General features: G+C 65.9%; 17 protein-coding genes. 14 read left to right on the top strand and 3 right to left on the bottom strand.

Features of this window, described 5'->3' with window-relative positions; all coding sequences use genetic code 11:
* Positions 1-9 precede the first annotated feature (9 nt).
* Entirely contained in the window at positions 10-810 is an 801-nt protein-coding gene (locus AAFF27_22720) for an IclR family transcriptional regulator (GenBank protein XAH22775.1), read from the bottom strand.
* Positions 811-1001: 191 nt separating this feature from the next.
* Between AAFF27_22720 and AAFF27_22715 the strand changes: the two genes are divergently transcribed.
* From AAFF27_22715 to AAFF27_22675, 9 genes are all read left to right on the top strand, one after another.
* A complete protein-coding gene (locus AAFF27_22715; GenBank protein XAH22774.1) occupies positions 1002-1973 on the top strand; it encodes a tripartite tricarboxylate transporter substrate binding protein in 972 nt (323 codons plus the stop codon).
* A 31-nt stretch (positions 1974-2004) separates the two neighbouring features.
* Entirely contained in the window at positions 2005-2796 is a 792-nt protein-coding gene (locus tag AAFF27_22710; protein XAH22773.1) for an enoyl-CoA hydratase/isomerase family protein, read from the top strand.
* Between the two features lie 4 nt (positions 2797-2800).
* On the top strand, positions 2801-4900 hold the full coding sequence (locus AAFF27_22705) for an acetate--CoA ligase family protein (GenBank protein ID XAH22772.1): 2100 nt from the start codon (positions 2801-2803) through the stop codon (positions 4898-4900).
* Positions 4901-5033: 133 nt separating this feature from the next.
* Complete coding sequence (locus AAFF27_22700) at positions 5034-6050, top strand: tripartite tricarboxylate transporter substrate-binding protein (protein ID XAH22771.1); 1017 nt, start codon at positions 5034-5036, stop codon at positions 6048-6050.
* Positions 6051-6060: 10 nt separating this feature from the next.
* A complete protein-coding gene (gene pcaD, locus AAFF27_22695; protein ID XAH22770.1) occupies positions 6061-6876 on the top strand; it encodes a 3-oxoadipate enol-lactonase in 816 nt (271 codons plus the stop codon).
* 101 nt (positions 6877-6977) lie between these two features.
* Positions 6978-7955 (top strand): tripartite tricarboxylate transporter substrate-binding protein, encoded by a 978-nt coding sequence (locus AAFF27_22690; protein ID XAH22769.1) that lies wholly within the window; start codon positions 6978-6980, stop codon positions 7953-7955.
* Positions 7956-8002: 47 nt separating this feature from the next.
* Positions 8003-9340: an MmgE/PrpD family protein gene (locus AAFF27_22685; protein XAH22768.1), complete on the top strand. Its 1338-nt coding sequence runs from the start codon at positions 8003-8005 to the stop codon at positions 9338-9340.
* A 490-nt stretch (positions 9341-9830) separates the two neighbouring features.
* Positions 9831-10685 carry an alpha/beta hydrolase gene (locus AAFF27_22680; GenBank protein ID XAH22767.1) on the top strand — a complete coding sequence of 285 codons (855 nt, stop codon included), beginning with the start codon at positions 9831-9833 and terminating at the stop codon, positions 10683-10685.
* A gap of 133 nt (positions 10686-10818) precedes the next feature.
* Positions 10819-11694, top strand: a complete 876-nt coding sequence (locus AAFF27_22675) for a tripartite tricarboxylate transporter substrate binding protein (GenBank protein ID XAH22766.1) — start codon at positions 10819-10821, stop codon at positions 11692-11694.
* Positions 11695-11751: 57 nt separating this feature from the next.
* Here AAFF27_22675 and AAFF27_22670 read toward each other — a convergent pair whose 3' ends face one another.
* Positions 11752-12648 carry a LysR substrate-binding domain-containing protein gene (locus AAFF27_22670; GenBank protein XAH22765.1) on the bottom strand — a complete coding sequence of 299 codons (897 nt, stop codon included), beginning with the start codon at positions 12646-12648 and terminating at the stop codon, positions 11752-11754.
* A 103-nt stretch (positions 12649-12751) separates the two neighbouring features.
* Between AAFF27_22670 and AAFF27_22665 the strand changes: the two genes are divergently transcribed.
* From AAFF27_22665 to AAFF27_22645, 5 genes are read left to right on the top strand one after another with little or no spacing between them, the layout of a single operon-like run.
* Positions 12752-13549, top strand: a complete 798-nt coding sequence (locus tag AAFF27_22665) for an SDR family NAD(P)-dependent oxidoreductase (protein XAH22764.1) — start codon at positions 12752-12754, stop codon at positions 13547-13549.
* A gap of 27 nt (positions 13550-13576) precedes the next feature.
* The gene (locus AAFF27_22660) at positions 13577-14542 is read left to right on the top strand and encodes a tripartite tricarboxylate transporter substrate binding protein (protein XAH22763.1); all 966 of its coding nucleotides are present in this window, start codon (positions 13577-13579) and stop codon (positions 14540-14542) included.
* On the top strand, positions 14539-15066 hold the full coding sequence (locus AAFF27_22655; protein XAH22762.1) for a carboxymuconolactone decarboxylase family protein: 528 nt from the start codon (positions 14539-14541) through the stop codon (positions 15064-15066). The genes AAFF27_22660 and AAFF27_22655 overlap by 4 nt, the downstream gene beginning before the upstream one ends.
* A 56-nt stretch (positions 15067-15122) precedes the next feature.
* Positions 15123-16022 (top strand): amidohydrolase family protein, encoded by a 900-nt coding sequence (locus AAFF27_22650; protein ID XAH26302.1) that lies wholly within the window; start codon positions 15123-15125, stop codon positions 16020-16022.
* A 13-nt stretch (positions 16023-16035) separates the two neighbouring features.
* Positions 16036-16647: a hypothetical protein gene (locus AAFF27_22645; GenBank protein XAH22761.1), complete on the top strand. Its 612-nt coding sequence runs from the start codon at positions 16036-16038 to the stop codon at positions 16645-16647.
* A gap of 86 nt (positions 16648-16733) precedes the next feature.
* Here AAFF27_22645 and AAFF27_22640 read toward each other — a convergent pair whose 3' ends face one another.
* Positions 16734-17420 (bottom strand): GntR family transcriptional regulator, encoded by a 687-nt coding sequence (locus AAFF27_22640; protein ID XAH22760.1) that lies wholly within the window; start codon positions 17418-17420, stop codon positions 16734-16736.
* Positions 17421-17449 lie beyond the last annotated feature (29 nt).

Genomic DNA, 17449 nt, shown 5'->3' with positions numbered 1-17449 from the left:
GTGACGGCGTCAGTTGCCGCGCGGCTCCTGCACGTGCAGCGTGTGAAGAATCTTCTGCGCCAGTTCTAGCAGGGCGGGGGCCAGCTCCTGCGAGATGGCGGCGATCGATTCCTCGGTCGAGACGCTGACGTTCAGCACGTAGATGACGTCGTCCACCTGCAGTGGCGTGGCCAGCGCCACCACCTCGGGTTGCCAGGCCGCAGCGCAGTACCCCTTGGCGTGCACGTCTGCCCAGGCCTGTTTGATCTCAGCCTCCATCTTGCGCCAGTGCCTGCGGCGTTGCGCGAACAGTTCCATCAGTCTGGCGCGGCGCGCTTGCGAAGCGACCGCCAGGTAAGCCCTGCCCAGCGACGTGAGTTCCATCGGTACCCGCTGGCCTGAAACCACGTGCCGGAGCGCGACGCGCCTGGCGTAGCGAATGGACTCGAGATAGACCATCTCGTCCCGGTCTGGTGCGGCAAGCCCGACATTGATGCGCTTTTGCTGGGCCAGCTCGCGCATGTGCGGCGTTGCTGCCTGCAGCACACGCGAGCCGGTGCGCATCGCATGCGACAAGCTGAGCACAGCGGGGGCCAGCCGATACGCGCGCTCGATGCTGTCGATCTGCAGCATGCCCGCGCCCACGAGCGTCTGCGTGAGTCTGCTGACCGTGGACTTGGAAAGCCCGGTGCGCTCGGCCAGTTCGCCATTGCCCAATAGCTCGGAGCCCGGCCGGAACGCACGCAGGATTTCGATGCCTCGCTCCAGCGAGCGATTGGCGGGTGATCGCCCGGGCTTGTGGTCGAGGTTGAAGTTGGGAAGTTCGGCCATGGGGCGTTGCGGGTCGGCGGCGCGTCGATTCACCGTGAATGGGTTGGATCCAAGTATCCACTGCCGATGTTCCAGCTAGTGGAATTGTGGCCACCTTTGCGGGCCGCTTGATTCTAGAGTTCCGTTGTCACGCGCTGCGGCTTTGGCAAGTGACGGACTTTCAAATCAAACAGTTCTGGAGACATCAGACCATGGCAGCCCCTTTCACCGGGCGAGCACGCGTGCTCGCCTTCCTTCTTGCAGGCCTCACCGCCGTCGGCACGGCCTTCGCCTATCCCGACAAGCCCATCCGTTTCGTCGTGCCCTTCGCGCCCGGCGGCGGCACCGACCTGATCGCCCGCACGCTGGGCGCGGAGATGTCCAAGGACCTCGGGCAGCCGGTCATCATCGACAACAAGCCGGGTGCGGGAACGTTGATCGGCACGGACAACGTGGCCAAGAGCGCGCCAGATGGCTACAGCGTCGTGGTCGCCTCGTTCGCCCACGCCATCAACCCGGCGCTGCAGCCCAAGCTCATCTACGGCAGCAACAAGGCCTTCGCGCCGGTCATCCTTATCGGTCGCGGACCCAATGTCCTGGTGGTGCGGCCCTACAGCCCCTACAAATCCCTGGCCGACCTGCTGGCGGGCGCCAGGGCCAATCCCGGCAAGCTGACCTTTGCATCGCAAGGTGCGGGCACTTCCGCGCATCTGGCTGGCGAGATGTTCGCCAATCTCGCGAAGGTCAAGCTCACGCACGTTCCTTACCGCGGTGCCGGGCCGGCGCTGACCGATCTGCTGGGCGGGCAGGTCGACATGATGTTCGCCACCGCGGCGGCCGTGTCCAACTTCGTTGACGGCGGCAAGCTGCGTGCGCTGGGCGTGACCACGGCCGAGCCCTCACCCGCATTCCAGAACGTGCCGGCCATCGCTACCACCGTGCCCGGCTATCTGGTGGAGAGCTGGTACGGCTTGTACGTGCCGGCCGGCACCCCGCCTGCCGTCATCGACCGCCTCAACGCCGCCGGCCGCAAGGCCGCGCGTGCGCCTGACTTCGTGCGCAAGATCGAGCATGAAGGCCTGGTGATCAACGCTGGCGCGCCCGCCGAGCTCGACGACTACGTGCGCGCGGAGGAAGTGCGGTGGGCGCGCTTCATCAAGGAAAACGGCATCAGGGCCGACTAAGCGGCTGCCTCCGACTCAGCCAGAAAAACACATGACCTACACCTTCATCGATCTTCAAGTGGCGGATGCCGTGGCGACCGTCACCTTCAACCGCCCCGACAAGCGCAACGCCATGAGCGACGACATGCGCGCGGAGTTTGCCGACGCACTGGGGCGCGTGGCCGCGGACAAGGCCATCAAGGCACTGGTGCTGACCGGTGCCGGCAAAGGTTTCTGCGCGGGCGGCGACATCAGCGGCATGCAAAAGCGCATGAACGCGCCGGCCGGCGAAGTCGGTTTCAACGGCTGGCATCGCCAGCAGGGCGTACACCATGTACAGGCGCTGCTCCACACCATGCCCAAGCCGGTGATCGCCGCCGTCAACGGCGCGGCCTCGGGGTTGGGTGCGGACACGGCGTTGGCCTGCGACTTCATCATTGCCAGCGAATGGGCGAGCTTTGCCTGGAGCTATGTGCTGCGCGGCATCATTCCCGATGGCGGCGGCATGTACTTCCTGCCGCGCCGGGTCGGTCTGCCCAAGGCCAAGGAACTGATCTTCACCGGCCGCCAGGTCAAGGTGGACGAAGCCGTCTCGCTGGGCATCGTGGACCGCAAGACCGGCGCGGACACGCTGCTTGCCGACGCGCAGGCGTGGGCGGTCGAACTTTCTTCTGCGTCTTCCACTGCGCTGGCGCTGACCAAGACCATCCTGAACCAGAGCTTCGAGCTGACTTCGCACGACGTGTTCGCACAGGGCAGCCAGGCGCAAGGCATTTGCTACACCAGCAGCGAGCACCGCGCGTCGGTCGAAGCATTCCTGGCCAAGACAGCCGCCAAGGATTGACCGCATGAACGACGCCATCGCCAAGCTGCTGTCGCCCCGCAGCGTCGCCGTCATCGGCGCCTCGGCAGACCCGAAGAAAACCACCGGCCGCCCCGTGGCCTATCTGCAGAAGCACGGTTTTGCGGGCCGCATCATGCCGGTGAACCCCAAGGTCGACCGCATCGGCGATCTGCCGTGCTACGCCGATATCGCGTCGCTGCCGGAGGTGCCCGACGTTGCCGTGATACTGCTGGGCGCCGAGCGCGCGCACCTGGCTGTGAAGGAGCTATCGGCACGAGGCTGCGCCGCGGCCATCGTGTTGGCCAGCGGCTATACCGAAACCGGCGAAGAAGGCGCGCGGCGCCAGCAGCAACTGGTCGAGGCGGCCGGCGCGATGCGCATCCTGGGCCCCAACACCATCGGGCTCGTCAATCTCACGGACAACATCGTGCTGTCGCCGTCCGGCGCGCTGGAGATGGACAAGTTCCAGGCTGGCGGGATCGGCGTGGTTTCGCAAAGCGGGGGCATTCTGGGCTCGCTGCTGTCGCGTGCCGCGGCGCGTGGCATCGGTTTGTCAAAGCTGATCTCCACCAGCAACGAAGTCGACCTGGAGCTGGCCGACTTCATCGATCACCTGGCCGACGACCCGGCCACCAAGGTGATCGCGCTGTACGTCGAGACTGTGCGCGACCCCGCCAAGTTTCGCGCCGCCTGCCTGAAGGCCGCGCGCCTGGGCAAGCCCGTCGTCGCCTTCAAGATCGGCCGGTCGGAGGCGGGCGCGAAGGCTGCGGTGTCGCACACCGGCGCCATGGCGGGCGCCGACAGCATGTACGACGCGCTGTTCAGGCAGGTGGGCGTGATCCGGGCGCAGAGCTTCTCCGACCTGCTGGACATTCCCTCCGCGCTGACCACGGGCCGCCGATTGCGTGGCAAGCGCGTGGCCATCCTGACCTCCACGGGCGGCGCCGGCACGCTGGTTTCCGATGATCTGGGCGTGGCCGGCTTCGATACGCCTGCACCCGATGCAGCCACCGCCGATGCACTGCGGGCGTTGCAGACGGGAACCGAAGCGGTGCTGGACCGCAACCCGATCGACGTGACCCTGGCCGGGCTGCGCCCCGACCTGCTGCGGGGCGCCATCAACGCGCTGCTGGCAAGCGCCAGCTACGACGCACTGGTGATCATCGTCGGCTCTTCCAGCCTGGCCATGCCCGAACTGCTGGCCGGTGCCATCCAGGACTGCCTGCCCCACTCCGACAAGCCGGTGATGGCGTATGTGAGCCCACATGCGCCCGAAGTGGGAGCACTGCTCACGCAAGGTGGCGTGCCGGCGTTCACCGCCGCCGAGAGCTGCACCGCCGCGCTGGCGGGCATGCTGCGCGTGCAAGGGTTCGCCGCCCCCGTGGAAGACGGCGCGCCCTTGCTGCTGGTCGAGGGCGGCGAGCTGCCTGGCGGCTCGCTCGACGAAGCGCAGGCCAAGCAGTTGTTCTCGCGCTTCGGCGTGCGGTGTGCCGCCGAGCGGGTGGTTGCGTCTCCGGCCGAGGCCGAAGCGGCCGCGCGCGAACTGGGCGGGCGCGTCGTGCTCAAGATCCTGTCGTCCGACATCACGCACAAGAGCGACGTGGGCGGCGTTGTCGTTGGCCTGGACAGCGACACCATCGGCGAGCGCATGGGCCGCATGGCGGTCGAGGTGAAGACCCGCAGCGGCGTGCATCCCGAACGTTTTCTGGTGCAGGAGATGGTGTCGGGCGGCACGGAACTGATCCTGGGAATGCACCGCGATGCGCTCGGCACGGCCATCCTGCTGGGCATGGGCGGCGTGACGGCAGAACTCTTCAAGGACACCACCATGCGGCTGCTGGCGCAGGACGCGCATGGCTTGAAGCCGCTCGGCCGCGCCGAGGCACTGTCGATGGCGCAGGACCTCAAGACCTGGCCCTTGCTGGACGGCTTCCGCGGACGCCCCAAGGCCGACGTCGAGGCCTTGGTCGATGCCATCGTCGCCTTCTCGCGGATGGCGGTCCAGCTTGGAGAAAGATTGGTCGAGGCCGAGATCAATCCGGTCTTCGTGCTGCCGCAAGGGCAGGGCGTGCGCGCCGCCGACGGCGTGGTCGTGCTGGCCTGAGCCGAGCGTGCAGCACGCGCAGATCGGCACCAGGCGGCGCGCGAGCCGTGCTGATCCCCCCGCCCCGACTTGGACAACTGGCGCCACGCCAGCCCAAGACTGCCTCAAGGCAGCGACAACCCAGGAGACTTTCATGCCTTTGCATTTCGTTCAAGACCCGTCCCGCCGCGCACTGCTGAGATGGCTACCCGCCAGCGCAGCCTGTGCAGTGGCCCCTGCCTGGTCCCACGTCTCTGCTGCTGGAGACCTGCCCGCGCCGGCACTGTCCAGCTACCGCTTCCTCGTCGGCTTCGGTGCTGGCGGCGTACCCGACGCGGCGGCGCGCCTGATCGCCGCCACGATCTCCGAACGCTGGAAGCTGCCTGCCGTTGTCGAGAACAAGACCGGTGTCGGGGGCACTTTGGCGGCCAAGGCGGTGCTGGCCGCGCCCGCCGACGGCAGCACGCTGCTGAGCGTATCGCCGGCCCATGCAACTGCACCGGCCGTCTTCAGCAACCCGGGCTACGACACGCTGCGCGACTTCGCACCCGTCACGCTGATTGGCGATGGGCCAGCGCTGATCGTTGCGCCCAAGAGCCTGCCGGCCGGGAACCTTGCCGAGATGGTGGCGCGAGCCAAGGCGCGCCCCGGCTCGCTGAGCTACTCCTCGGCGGGCGTGGGCAGCAGCTCGCATTTCGCCGCGGCCCTGTTCTGCCAGCAGGCGGGCATCGAGGCGGTGAACATTCCGTACAAGAGCGTGGGCGAGGCCATGACCGAAACCATTGCTGGCCGCGTGCAGTTCCACATCGCGCCCTATGTGTCGGCGGTGGGCATGGTGAAAGAGGGCAGGGTGCGCGTGCTCGCGGTGACCGGCTCCCGGCGAATTGCCGATATGCCCGAGGTGCCCACCGTCGCAGAGGCCGGCGTTCCGGGCTATGAATGGAGCTTCTGGTACGGACTGCTGGCGTCTGCCAAGACGCCGGCGCCCGTCCTGGCGCAACTGAGCAAGGACATCGCCGGCATCCTGCGCCTGCCAGAGGTGAAGAGACAACTCGAAACCATGGGTGTGGCGGTGGCGGCCGGTACGCCTGCCGAGTTCCAGAAGCTGATAGAGGCCGAGGTAAGCAAGTACGCGCGTATCGCCAAGGCGGCCCACATCGCGCCTCAATGAACGGCAAGACATGAGCACCTTCGAACGCGCCGGCGCGCCGGCCATCCACTACGCCATCGACGGCATGCAGGGCCCGTGGCTTGTGATGTCGCACTCGCTGGGCTGCGACTTTTCGATGTGGGATCCGCAACTGGCAGCCCTGGCCGGACGCTATCGCGTGCTGCGCTACGACACGCGCGGGCACGGACGCAGCGGGGCTGGCGCTGCGCCCTACACGTTGGGTGAACTGGCCGACGATGCAGCGCAATTGATGGATCACCTGAACATCGCACAGGCCGCCTGGGTCGGCTTTTCGATGGGCGGCATGATCGGCCAGACCTTCGCACTGAAGTACCCGCATCGCGTACAGGCGCTGGTGCTGGCCGACACGACCAGCCAGCACGGCGCCACGCCGCAGTCGGTGTGGGACGAGCGCATTCGCGTGGCGCGGGAGCAGGGCGTGCGGCCGCTGGTGGACGCGGCGATCGGGCGCTGGTTCACCGCCGCCTTTCGCACGACGGAGCCCGCCATCGTGGCTGGCGTTGCACAAGTCATCGCCGGTACCAGTGTCGAGGGCTGGACGGGTTGCTGCGCGGCCATCGCGTCCGTGCAGACCACGGCCGAACTGCATCGGATCGCCTGCCCGGTGCTGGTGATTGTGGGTGAGCACGACATCGGCACGCCGCTGGCCGCTTCGCTGGAAATGCATCGGCATCTGCCCGACTCCACCCTGGTCGTGATTGGCGATGCGGCGCATATGAGCTGCATCGAGCAGCCCGAGCGCTTCAATCGCGCGCTGCGCATGTTCCTGGACGGCACCGTGGGTGTGCAGATCAAGCCCCGCTGAAACGCTGCAGGCCCCGTCACGCATTCATGTGCGATGCCGTTCGCCGCGCGTTGGGCCGCTACCGCGCCAGCCTTGGCCGGCCTTCAAAAAGGAGACACGCGATGCAACGAAGAATACTGAGCCAGTGGGCCGCTGCGGCCAGCATGACCGCCATGGGCCTTGCCGCGCCGGCCGGCGCGCAGGGCTTTCCGAGCAAGACGCTCAGGTTGGTCGTGCCCTTCCCTGCGGGCGGCGGCACCGATGCGATGGCGCGGGCGTTGGCCGACGGTTTGTCGCGCGAACTGGGCCAGACAGTGATTGTCGAGAACAAGGCGGGGGCCGGCACGGTGATCGGCAACGACTTGGTAGCCAAAAGCGCACCGGACGGCCACACCCTTTTGTTGACTACCAGCGCCATTGCCATCGTGCCGAGCCTCTACCCCAAGCTGCCATACGCCGCAGCGACCGCCTTGGTGCCGGTCATGCTGTTGGGGGTTGCGCCTAACGTGGCGGTTGTGCGCGCCGCAAGCCCTATCCGCTCTGCAAAGGATCTGCTGGCGCGCATGCGCTCCGGGCCGGGTCGTCTGAGCTATGGCTCGGCGGGCAATGGCACCAGTACTCACCTGGCCGCCGAACTGCTCAAGAGTAGAGCAGGACTGACGATGACCCATGTGCCTTACCGTGGAGCCGGCCCCGCGATCACCGATACGCTGGCAGGGCAGATCGACCTGATGTTCGGCACCCTGCCCAGCGTGGCGCCCTTCCTCAAGACTGGAAAGCTGCGGGCGTTGGGCGTAACGGGTGCCAAGCGCTCCCCCTTGTTGCCGGATGTCCCTACCTTCGCCGAGTCGGGCGTGCCCGACTACGAGGCCGACGTGCTGTATGGCGTGTTTACGACTGGAGGATCGCCCGCAGTTGCCATCCATAGGCTGAGCGCGGCCGTGCAGAGTGCCAGCCAGGGCGAGGGCTTCACGCGCCGCGCCGAGGCCGAAGGCCTGGTACTTACCTTGAACGGCCCTGCTGATGCGCTGCGCATTCAGCGCGCGGAAGAGGCGAAGTGGCTCCAGTTGATCAAACTCACCGGGATCACCGCCGACTGAATCTGCGCGCTCCTCCTCTTTCCCTCATGAACCCATCGGACATCTCCATGTACGCCACCGAAGTATTTGCCTGCTACGCCGCCGAATTCCGCCAATCCCGACTGGACGAAGAAGTACTGCACCACGCGAAGCGCGCGGTGATCGATTGGTATGCCGCACTGTTTCCGGGCCTGGCGGTGGCACCGATGCCGCAACTGCGCGCGTTGCTGGCGGACGACCTGGACCGCGGCCGTGCACGCCTGCCCGACGGTCGTTGCGCGATGCCCCGCGTTGCGGCGCTGCTCAACGGAACGGCGGCCCATGCGGCGGAGGTGGATGACAGCTTTCGCGACGCCATGTACCACCCGGGCGCGGCCACCGTGGCTGCTGCGTTGGCGATCGCGCAGGATGGCGACGCGAGCGGGCTGGACTTCCTGCGTGGCGTGGTGCTCGGCTACGAGGTCTCGACCCGCATCGGCGTGGTGATGGGGCGGCCGCACTATCGCCACTGGCACAACACGGGCACGGTAGGCAGCTTCGGGGCGGCCTCTGCCGCTGCCGGACTGCTCGGCTTGCAGGGAGAGCCCTTCGCCCATGCGCTGGCCACGGCCGCGACCTTCGCTGCCGGCCTGCAACAGGCCTTCCGCATGGATTCCATGTCCAAGCCCCTGCATGCGGGCCGCGCCGCCGAGAGCGGCGTGTTCGCGGCCCAACTGGCTGCGCGGGGCGTGACGGGCTCGCTGGACGTGCTCGACGGCGAGGCTGGCTTCGGCCGCGCCATGAGCGACGGGCCGGACTGGTCGAAGGTGGGCGACACGCTGGGGCGCGACTTCCACATCACGCGGCTGACCTTCAAGAACCACATCGGCTGCGGTCACACCTTTGCCGCCATCGACGGCGCTTTGGAACTGGCGCGCCAGCACGGCCTGCGCGCTTCGGACATTCGCCATGTCCGTGTGGCGACCTACGGCCCTGCGCTGGACATCGCCTGCCACGAAGACCCGCGCACCGACAACGAAGCCCGCTTCAGCCTGCGCTTCGTGGTGGCCACGGCGCTGGTGCACGGCAGCGTGCGGCTTGCGGCCTACACGCCCGAGCGGCTGGCGGATGCTGACACGCGCGCCATGATGGCCCGCATCACGGCGGTGGTCGATCCGGCGCTCGACGCGGCGTTCCCGGGCCGCCGTTCGGCCCGTGTGGAGATAGAGACCGCCGGCGGCCAGCGCCACGCCTGGCTACAACCCGACCGCAAGGGTGACCCTGAGCTGCCGCTGTCGGACGCGGAGCTGGCAGACAAGTTTCTGGAACTGGCGGCACCGGTGATCGGCACCGAGCGCGCGCAGACGCTGCTGCAGAACATCTGGGGCCTGGATCGAGCGAAGGACCTGCAAGGGCTCGCGGTCTGAGACTCATCCCTTTCAAGGTCTTTGAGATATCCCTTGGCGGCTTGCCTTGCAGGCGGCGGGTGCCGGGAGTTCGCCCCGGCGGGCGAGTAACTTTCTCTTGGTGAACGCCCAAGAGAAAGTCCCCAAAGAGAAGGCGACCCCACTGTGGCGGTCTGCTGCGCAGACTGCTCTGCGGAACTCGCCTTCGGCAAACAAGGGCGATCCCTGATCCGCCTGCCGCTGCGCTCCTCGGCGCATCCCGAGGGGACCCGGGACAGCCACACGGGCCATCGCTGTGCTCGGCCCGGCTGCCGCCGTCAGCAAAACACGAGTGCTACCGAACAGATCACAGGACCTTGAAAGGGATGGGTCTGAGACTGCATGCGAGCGACGGGCGCAAGACATTTCGCAATGGGTCTTGTGAATAGCAGAAAAACATAGCTGCTATAGAAGCCATGTGATTACGCTTGATCATGTTGCCGGCAAGACTCTGGTCATGGAGACACACAACATGACTGCACAAGCTGCATCGCAAGCCCCCGTGGCGCGCAAGCTGGTCACCTATCGCCCGGCACGCGATGGGGCCGAGGTCCGTATCGAGTACGCCGACGAGGGGCGCGGGCCGGTGATCTGCATTCTTCCTTCTCTCGCCCGGTCGGGCCGGGACTACGACGTGGTCGCTGCAATCCTTGCGCAGGAAGGCTTTCGGGTGATTCGACCCGAACCGCGCGGCATCGGTCGCAGCGAGGGGCCGATGCAATCCCTGGACATGCATGACTTCGCCGCCGACGTGGCCGCTGTCCTGGACCATGAACGCACCGGGCCCATTGTGGTCGTGGGCCATGCCTGGGGCAGCCAGCCGGCGCGAGCGCTTGCAGCGGATCGCCCTGACCTCGTATGCGGGGTCGTCATGGCCGCAGCGTCCGCGGGCAAATTGCCGCCAGGGTCGGGCGAGAAGCCCTACAGCCGACTGCGCGACGCGATTGACGGCGCCGGTGATCCCGGCTTGCCTGAGGCACAGCGGATCGATTGCCTGCAGCGTGCGTTCTTTGCACCAGGGCACGACCCTCGCGTGTGGCTGGACGGATGGAGCGCAGCGGCGCACGAAGCGCAAAGCCATGCGCGTCGGATGACACCGGTGGACGACTACTTTTCGGCCGGCACCGAGGTGCCCATCCTGGACCTGCAGGCCGAACACGATGCCGTTGTGATCCCCAACGTCATGAAGCCTTGCCTGGGAGACCGGGTGACGGTGCAGGTGATCCGTGACGCAGGCCACGCCATGGCACCGGAACAGCCGCAGGCCATGGCCGACGCAATCGCGTCATTCACCAGACGTGTCTGCGATGCGCGCAGCGACACATAGGCCGTCCAAACTTCAGGAGACAAGCTTGCTCAAGAACCTCTATCCCTCGGTCCGGAGACTCGCGCTTGTGGGAGCTGCGCTGTCCATCGGTGCCTTCGCACACGCACAGACCTATCCGAACAAACCGATCCGCATGGTGATTCCCTACACGCCGGGCGGCTCGATCGATACCGTGGGGCGGCTGGTAGCCGACCAGTTGCAGCGCCAGCTGGGACAGCCCATCGTGATCGAGAACACGCCGGGTGCTTCTGGTCTTCTGGGGGCGATGCATGTGAAGAAAGCCAAGGCCGATGGCTACACGCTGCTGTTCAACGCATCCAGCCAGGCCTACCTGCCGCTGGTGGTTGCCAAGCAGACCTACGACGCGCAACGCGACTTCACGCCGGTGGGGCAGATCGGATACGTGCCGCTGATCGTCGCCGTCAACAACGATGTACCGGCCAAGACCATGAAGGAGTTCGTGCAACTGGCCAAGTCCAACCCGGGAAAGTACACCTGGGCAACGTCCGGCCTGGGCACGACCAGTCACCTGAGTGAAGAGATGGTCAACCGGGCACTGGGCCTGCAGATGGAGATCATTCCCTACAAGGGCGCTGTGCCGCAATTGACGGACGTCATCGGTGGCCATGTCTCCGCGGCCATCTCGCCGATGCCCGGCGTCGCTCCCTTTGTGCACGGTGGCCGGCTGCGTCCGCTCGCGGTGACTAGCAGTACGCGTGTCCCCTCCATGCCGGATGTGCCCACGCTGGCGGAAAGCGGCGTGCCCGGCTTCGAACTGCTGTCGTGGTACGGCATCTGGGGCCCCGCCGACATGCCAGCGGAGATCACGCAGCAGCTGAACAGCGCAATCACCAAGGCGGTCGACGCCCCGTCTCTCAAGGCCAAGTTCGCCGAGCTGTCGTTCGTTCCGACGAAGTCCAGTCCGGCGCAGTTCAGGCAGTTGATTGCGGACGACCTGGTCAAGATCGGCAAGGCCGTCAAGGACGCGGGCATCCGCATCGACTTCTGATCCGGGGCACGCGCATGCGGGCGCGACGCCGCCGAGAGGTCGCTTCCCGAGGATCGATCAGGCCGACCGATGCATGCGGAAATCCAGCGCACGCAACAGCTTCGCGGTCTCCTGCATGAGGCGGCTGTTGGGGCGGGCTGTCGGAAGCGCCAGTACCAACTTGTTCCACATCGCCGGAGGGCCGATCGGCGCGACCTGCACATTCTTGTGCCGAGGGCTGAGGTTCAGGGCGCTCTCGGGCAGGATGGAGCAGGCGATGCCTTCTTCGACCAATGTCAATGCGGTGTGGACCGCGCCCACTTCGGCCACGATGTTCAGGCCGATCTCGCGCGGCAGCAGCACGGCATCGACCAGGCTTCGGATGGGATTGGGCGCTGCAGGCAGGATCAGCGGGAAGTCGGACAGCGCCGCCAGTGTCACCCGTTCCGGCAAGCGATGGCCGGCGGGCGCGACGAGCAGCAGTCGCTCTCGCATCAGAGGCTCATAGGTCAGCAGCGGCGTGGGCGCTGGATCGAACAGCACGGCCACATCGATGCGCCCGGCCAGGAGCCCGTCGCGCAGGGACAGGCTCAGGCCCTCCACCACCGACAGCATGGCATTGGGCAGTTGCTGGCGGAATCCGCGGATGAGCGGCACGCACAGGCCGCTGGCCACGCGATTCGGCAGCCCCACCACCACCTTGCCCGCCGGTTCGGCGCTCATCTCCTTGATTTCGAACATGGCCTGTGCCGCAGCGTTGAGCATGACGCGTGCATGTGCCAGCAGTGCCTGTCCGGCTTCCGTCGGCGTGACGCCTCGCCCGGTGCGTTCCAGCAGGCGCTGCCCCAGTTCCTGCTCCAGCAGTGCGATCTGGCGGCTGACGCTCGGCTGCGCCAGGTTCAGCGCCGCGGCCGCGCGGCTGAAGCTCCCTTTTTCGACGACGGCGACAAAGTATTCCAGCTGCTTCAGGTCCATAGGACTAAAGCATATCTGGTATAGATGCCATTCTGTTTAACTTTGGGATCATTCTGCGCAGACTTGCGGCTTACCCGGCGGGCCGGGGACTCGAGGAGCAACGATGAAGAGGTTCGAATCCAAGGTCGCGATCGTGACCGGCGCCGGTTGCGTGGGCGCCGGATGGGGCAATGGCCGTGCCATGGCCGCGCGGCTGGCGCAAGAGGGGGCGAGGGTGCTCGCGGTGGACCGCGATGCCGACCGCCTGGCCGAGACCTTGTCTCTTGCGGGTGATGCGGCCGCTTCCATCACTTCCTGCATTTGCGACGTGACCAGCGCCGCCAGTGTGCAGGCCATGGTCCAGGCGTGCCTCGTAACCTACGGTGCGCCAGACATCCTGATCAACAACGTGGGCGGCTCTGCCGCAGGCGGCCCGGTGCAACTGAGCGAAGAGGCCTGGGACAGCCAGATCGACATCAACCTCAAGAGCGTGTTCCTGACCTGCAAGTACGTTCTTCCGCACATGGTCGAGCGCAAGCGCGGCGCCATCGTCAATGTGGCCTCTACCTCGGGCTTGCGCTGGACCGGCAGTGCCCAGGTAGCGTATGCGGCCAGCAAGGCTGGTGTGATCCATCTGTCGCGCGTGGTCGCGGTCCAGCATGCGCCGGACGGGGTGCGGGTGAACACGGTCGTGCCCGGTCAGTTGCATACCCCGATGGTGGAGGTGCGGCTGGCCGGACAGCGCAGCGGCGGGGATGTCGAGGCCCTGTTGGCCTCGCGCGTCAAGCGCATCCCGCTCGGCTTCATGGGGGACGGCCGCGACACGGCCAGCGCCGCCCTGTACCTGGCCAGCGACGAGGCCCGGTTCGTCACAGGCACCGAACTGGTCGTGGACGGCGGCATGACGGCCCGTTGCGATTGAGGCGGCAAAAAAAGAAGGGGACAGAACGTGAACAAGCGACACATCCTGCTGGCCGCCGTGGCCTTCTCACTCGCGCCCTTTGCCTTCGCGCAGAACGGCGGCAAGCCGCTTCGCATCGTGACCTCGTTCAGCCCCGGCGGGCCGGTCGATTTCGTGGCGCGAACCCTGGCCGAGCAGCTGGGCCGTGAACTCAAGCGCCCGGTGATCGTCGACAACAAGCCCGGCGCCAACGGTGCGTTGGGTGCCCTCGAAACCTTGCGCTCGAAAGCGGATGGCAGCACGATGTGGATCACCAGCGTTGGCGCCGCAGCCATCAATCCATCCTTGCTCGATAAACCTCCCTACGACACCCAACGCCAGTTCTCACCGGTCTCGCTCGTGGCCAACAATGTGGAAGTGCTGGTGGTCGGGGCGAGCGATCCGTCGACGGATGCCGCGGAATTCGTGAAGGCGGCCAAGGCCCGCAGGGAATCCACGCCCATGGCCTCGTCCGGCTCCGGCAGCATCCCGCATCTGGCCTTGATCCAACTGGAGGAGTCCACCGGCGCGCGGTTTCTTCACGTCCCCTACAAAGGCATGGCGCCAGCTTTCACCGACTTGATGGGCGGGCAGGTCAAGGGCGTGTTTGCCGACGTCGCGGCCATCATGCCCCACGTCCAGGGAGGGCGGCTCAAGGCGATCGGGATCGCGTCCGGCAAGCGGCATCCGGCCTTGCCGGGGGTCAAGACCTTCGAGGAACAGGGCATCAAGGCGGTCGACACCAACAACTGGTATGCCCTGTTCGTCTCCGCCAAGACGCCGCCGGCAGTGGTGGCGCAGTTGAACAAGGCTGTGCGCGATGCGATCGCCAACCCCGACGTCGCTGCCAGGCTTTTGCGCGGCGGCGCCGAACCTCGAACGTCCACGCCCCAGGAACTGGCGGTGCTCCTGAAGGCGGACACGGACAAGTGGGCCGCGCTGATCAAGTCTCGCAACGTCAAGGTCGATCAATGAGCACAAGCCATATACGCGTTCCGCTGGTCGCGCCTGGCACCTGTCCCGAACTGGCCGATGTCGAGGCTCGCATCCTGGCCGAGCGCGGCCGCATCTCGCTGCTCTATCAGGTGCTGCTCAACAGCCCGAGCATTGCGGCCGGCTGGGAATCCATGCTGACTGCCGTGCGCAACCGGACGGGCCTGCCCGCCGATCTGCGCGAGATGATCATCCTGCGCGTCGCCGTCCTCAACGAAGCGGCCTTCGAGTTCGAGGCCCATGTGCCGCATGCACTGAAAGCCGGGTTCTCACAGGAAAAGATCGACGCACTGCGGGCACCCGCGCCCGGCGCAGTTTTCACGGAAGAAGAGCGATTGCTGCTGGAGCTGACCGACCGCATGACGCGTGACGTGAAGGTCCCTGGGGAACTGATGGACCAGGTGAACGCCCGCCATGATGCGCAAGGTACTGTGGAAGTCGTGGCCACCATCGCTGCCTACAACATGGTGTCGCGCTTCCTCGTGGCATTGAATATCTCGCACTAGATAGAGAACACGGCGTGACCGACAAGACGCCATCAGCACCACAACAACACACTGCCATGCATGCCGCAACTGCTGAAGTAGACCTTCCGGTCAGGACCTATCTCGAACATCCAACGCCCCCGCAGCTTCGGGTGCCGCCGATGTCATGCGACAGCCACGTCCATGTGTTCGGACCGGTGGCCCGCTTTCCCTATGCCGCAAACCGCCGTGCCACGCCGCTGGAAGCGACGAAAGAGACCCTGTTCGCTCTTCACCGTGCCATGGGCATCGAGCGCTGCGTGATCGTTCAGTCCATCACGCACGGCACGGACAACCGCGTCGTCGAGGACGCCATCGCAGCCGGAAAAGGCAGCTATCTCGGCATCGCACTGGTCGAGCCCGATGTGTCCGATGCCGAACTGCAGCGCCTGGCTCTGGCAGGGTTCCGTGGCGTGCGCTTCAACTTCATGCGGCATATCGCAAACGGTGCAAGCGTGGACGCGGTGCTGGCACTGACGCCGCGTCTGGCCGCTGTGGGAATGCATTTGCAGGTGCATTTCGAAAGTGAACTGGTGCATGAGCTGGCTGCGCCACTCCAACGCAGCCAGGTGCCTGTGGTGATCGACCACATGGGTCGGGTCGATGCTGCGCGCGGACCGGAGAGCGTTGACTTCCAGGCGCTGCTGCGGCTTCTGGAGAATCCGCGCTTTCATGTGAAGGTCAGCGGCATCGACCGTATCGATGCACATGCGTCCCCGGCCGAGCGGTACACGCGGGGAGAAGCGCTGGCGCGCATCCTGGTTGAGCGCTTTCCGGAACGCAGCATCTGGGGCACCGACTGGCCGCATCCCAACCACACCCATATTCCGGATGACGGCGGGCTGGTGGATGCGCTGGACCGCATTGCTCCGGATGCGCGATATCTGGAGCAATTGCTGGTGCGTAACCCCCAGGCCCTGTATCGATTCCCTGGTTGACCGGGGTCTGCCTATGTCACTTGATCAAGTACCAACCGACGTCGTGCTTCTGCGCTTTGGCGGGCGATCGGATCCAGTTGAACCATTCGATGAGCGATGGGCCGGAACGCGCATCCATGAAAAGCTCAATTGCACCGTGGCCCGGCGTGCCTGGTCGGCGCACGCTGGCATTGCGTACGTGTACTTGCAATTGCCGAACCGGACAGCGTTCTCGCGGCGCTCGCTGGATGCGCTGGCGGAGGACGCAAGGGCGGCATGCAACGGCGCCTCGGTGACGGCCTCGCGCCTGACGCTGATGCAGGACCTTGCCGGCGCCAGCTCGCATGAGCTCGCGCTCTTTCACTACGTTGTGGAAATGACGCCTGAGCCCGATTGGGAGATCGAACTGCAGTGTTGGTACGACAACGAGCACCTTCCTGGACTTGCCGGTGTTCCGGGCTGCGTGCGCGCTCAACGTTTCTGGAACAACGATGACGAGCTGCAATCACTGGCTTGCTACGACCTCATTGCGGAACAGACCACGGCATCCTTCGAGTGGTTGACCGTCCGCGGGACGGCCTGGAGCGAGCGCGTGCGGCCTCATTTCATGAGTCCGGTTCGAAGCATGTTCACCTTTCTACGGTGAGCGCAGCCTGTATCGTGCACCGGCATCTCGGCCGCTGAACTCGGCCAAGAGCTGAATCGCGATGGGGCGCCCTCTCATGCCGGGCGCTAGACAGACGGCTTGCTGGCAGAGCGAGACGTGAATTCAATGGTGGCAAGACCACGATTGAGGTGAATGTCGAGTTCTTCCAATAGCGCGTGGAGATCGTCTCCTAGCGTCAGCTCGAGCAGCCTCCGATGGTTTTCCTCGAAGTCGAGCTTGGGGGCATGCGAAATCTGGCAGATGGCGAAGCCGAGTTGGATCTTCTGCGTCATCTGCTGCCACAGCGCTGGCATGAGATGGTTGCCGCATCGCTCATAGACCAGGCCGTGGAAGTGCGCCTCTGCCCTGATTTCTTCGGTGAGGTCATCGCTCGCCACGGCTTGCATCATCAGCTCGAAGCGTGATTGCAGTTCGTCTCGAAACGCCTGATCGCGGCGTGGCCAGAGGCTGATGTAGGCCTGCCGTTCGAGGACGCGGCGGACCTCGTAGGCGTCGCGCAGGATCTGCTCGTTGATGTCTGTCACGAAAGTCCCGGCGTAGGGCCGGTTGACCACGAGGCCGGACTCGATCAGCTCGCGGATGGCTTCGCGCAGCAGGCCGCGGCTGACGCCGAACTGGGTGGCAAGGCCGCTTTCGACCAGTTGCGTGCCGGGCGGGATCTGCCCGGCCAGGATGGACTTCTTCAGCGCTGCCGCCACGTGGTCTCGTCTGGTGACCGATGGAATGGGCTGGAAGGTGGGGAGGGTGGACATGTCTTCAGTGAGGCTGGTGGGCCGCGTGG

The organism is Xylophilus sp. GW821-FHT01B05, assembly GCA_038961845.1.
Taxonomy (GTDB): Bacteria; Pseudomonadota; Gammaproteobacteria; order Burkholderiales; family Burkholderiaceae_C; genus Xylophilus.
The sequence above is the reverse complement of the archived record's forward strand: the minus strand, read 5'-3'. Positions and strand labels throughout refer to the sequence as shown.

Excerpts from the sequence above, each read along its gene's own strand:
- AAFF27_22680 (XAH22767.1), top strand. The coding sequence starts at position 9,831 with ATGACTGCACAAGCTGCATCGCAAGCCCCCGTGGCGCGCAAGCTGGTC.
- AAFF27_22665 (XAH22764.1), top strand. The coding sequence starts at position 12,752 with ATGAAGAGGTTCGAATCCAAGGTCGCGATCGTGACCGGCGCCGGTTGC.
- AAFF27_22640 (XAH22760.1), bottom strand. The coding sequence starts at position 17,420 with ATGTCCACCCTCCCCACCTTCCAGCCCATTCCATCGGTCACCAGACGA.
- AAFF27_22685 (XAH22768.1), top strand. The coding sequence starts at position 8,003 with ATGTACGCCACCGAAGTATTTGCCTGCTACGCCGCCGAATTCCGCCAA.
- pcaD (XAH22770.1), top strand. The coding sequence starts at position 6,061 with ATGAGCACCTTCGAACGCGCCGGCGCGCCGGCCATCCACTACGCCATC.
- AAFF27_22655 (XAH22762.1), top strand. The coding sequence starts at position 14,539 with ATGAGCACAAGCCATATACGCGTTCCGCTGGTCGCGCCTGGCACCTGT.
- AAFF27_22710 (XAH22773.1), top strand. The coding sequence starts at position 2,005 with ATGACCTACACCTTCATCGATCTTCAAGTGGCGGATGCCGTGGCGACC.
- AAFF27_22720 (XAH22775.1), bottom strand. The coding sequence starts at position 810 with ATGGCCGAACTTCCCAACTTCAACCTCGACCACAAGCCCGGGCGATCA.
- AAFF27_22705 (XAH22772.1), top strand. The coding sequence starts at position 2,801 with ATGAACGACGCCATCGCCAAGCTGCTGTCGCCCCGCAGCGTCGCCGTC.
- AAFF27_22700 (XAH22771.1), top strand. The coding sequence starts at position 5,034 with ATGCCTTTGCATTTCGTTCAAGACCCGTCCCGCCGCGCACTGCTGAGA.
- AAFF27_22645 (XAH22761.1), top strand. The coding sequence starts at position 16,036 with ATGTCACTTGATCAAGTACCAACCGACGTCGTGCTTCTGCGCTTTGGC.
- AAFF27_22650 (XAH26302.1), top strand. The coding sequence starts at position 15,123 with ATGCATGCCGCAACTGCTGAAGTAGACCTTCCGGTCAGGACCTATCTC.
- AAFF27_22675 (XAH22766.1), top strand. The coding sequence starts at position 10,819 with ATGGTGATTCCCTACACGCCGGGCGGCTCGATCGATACCGTGGGGCGG.
- AAFF27_22670 (XAH22765.1), bottom strand. The coding sequence starts at position 12,648 with ATGGACCTGAAGCAGCTGGAATACTTTGTCGCCGTCGTCGAAAAAGGG.
- AAFF27_22715 (XAH22774.1), top strand. The coding sequence starts at position 1,002 with ATGGCAGCCCCTTTCACCGGGCGAGCACGCGTGCTCGCCTTCCTTCTT.
- AAFF27_22690 (XAH22769.1), top strand. The coding sequence starts at position 6,978 with ATGCAACGAAGAATACTGAGCCAGTGGGCCGCTGCGGCCAGCATGACC.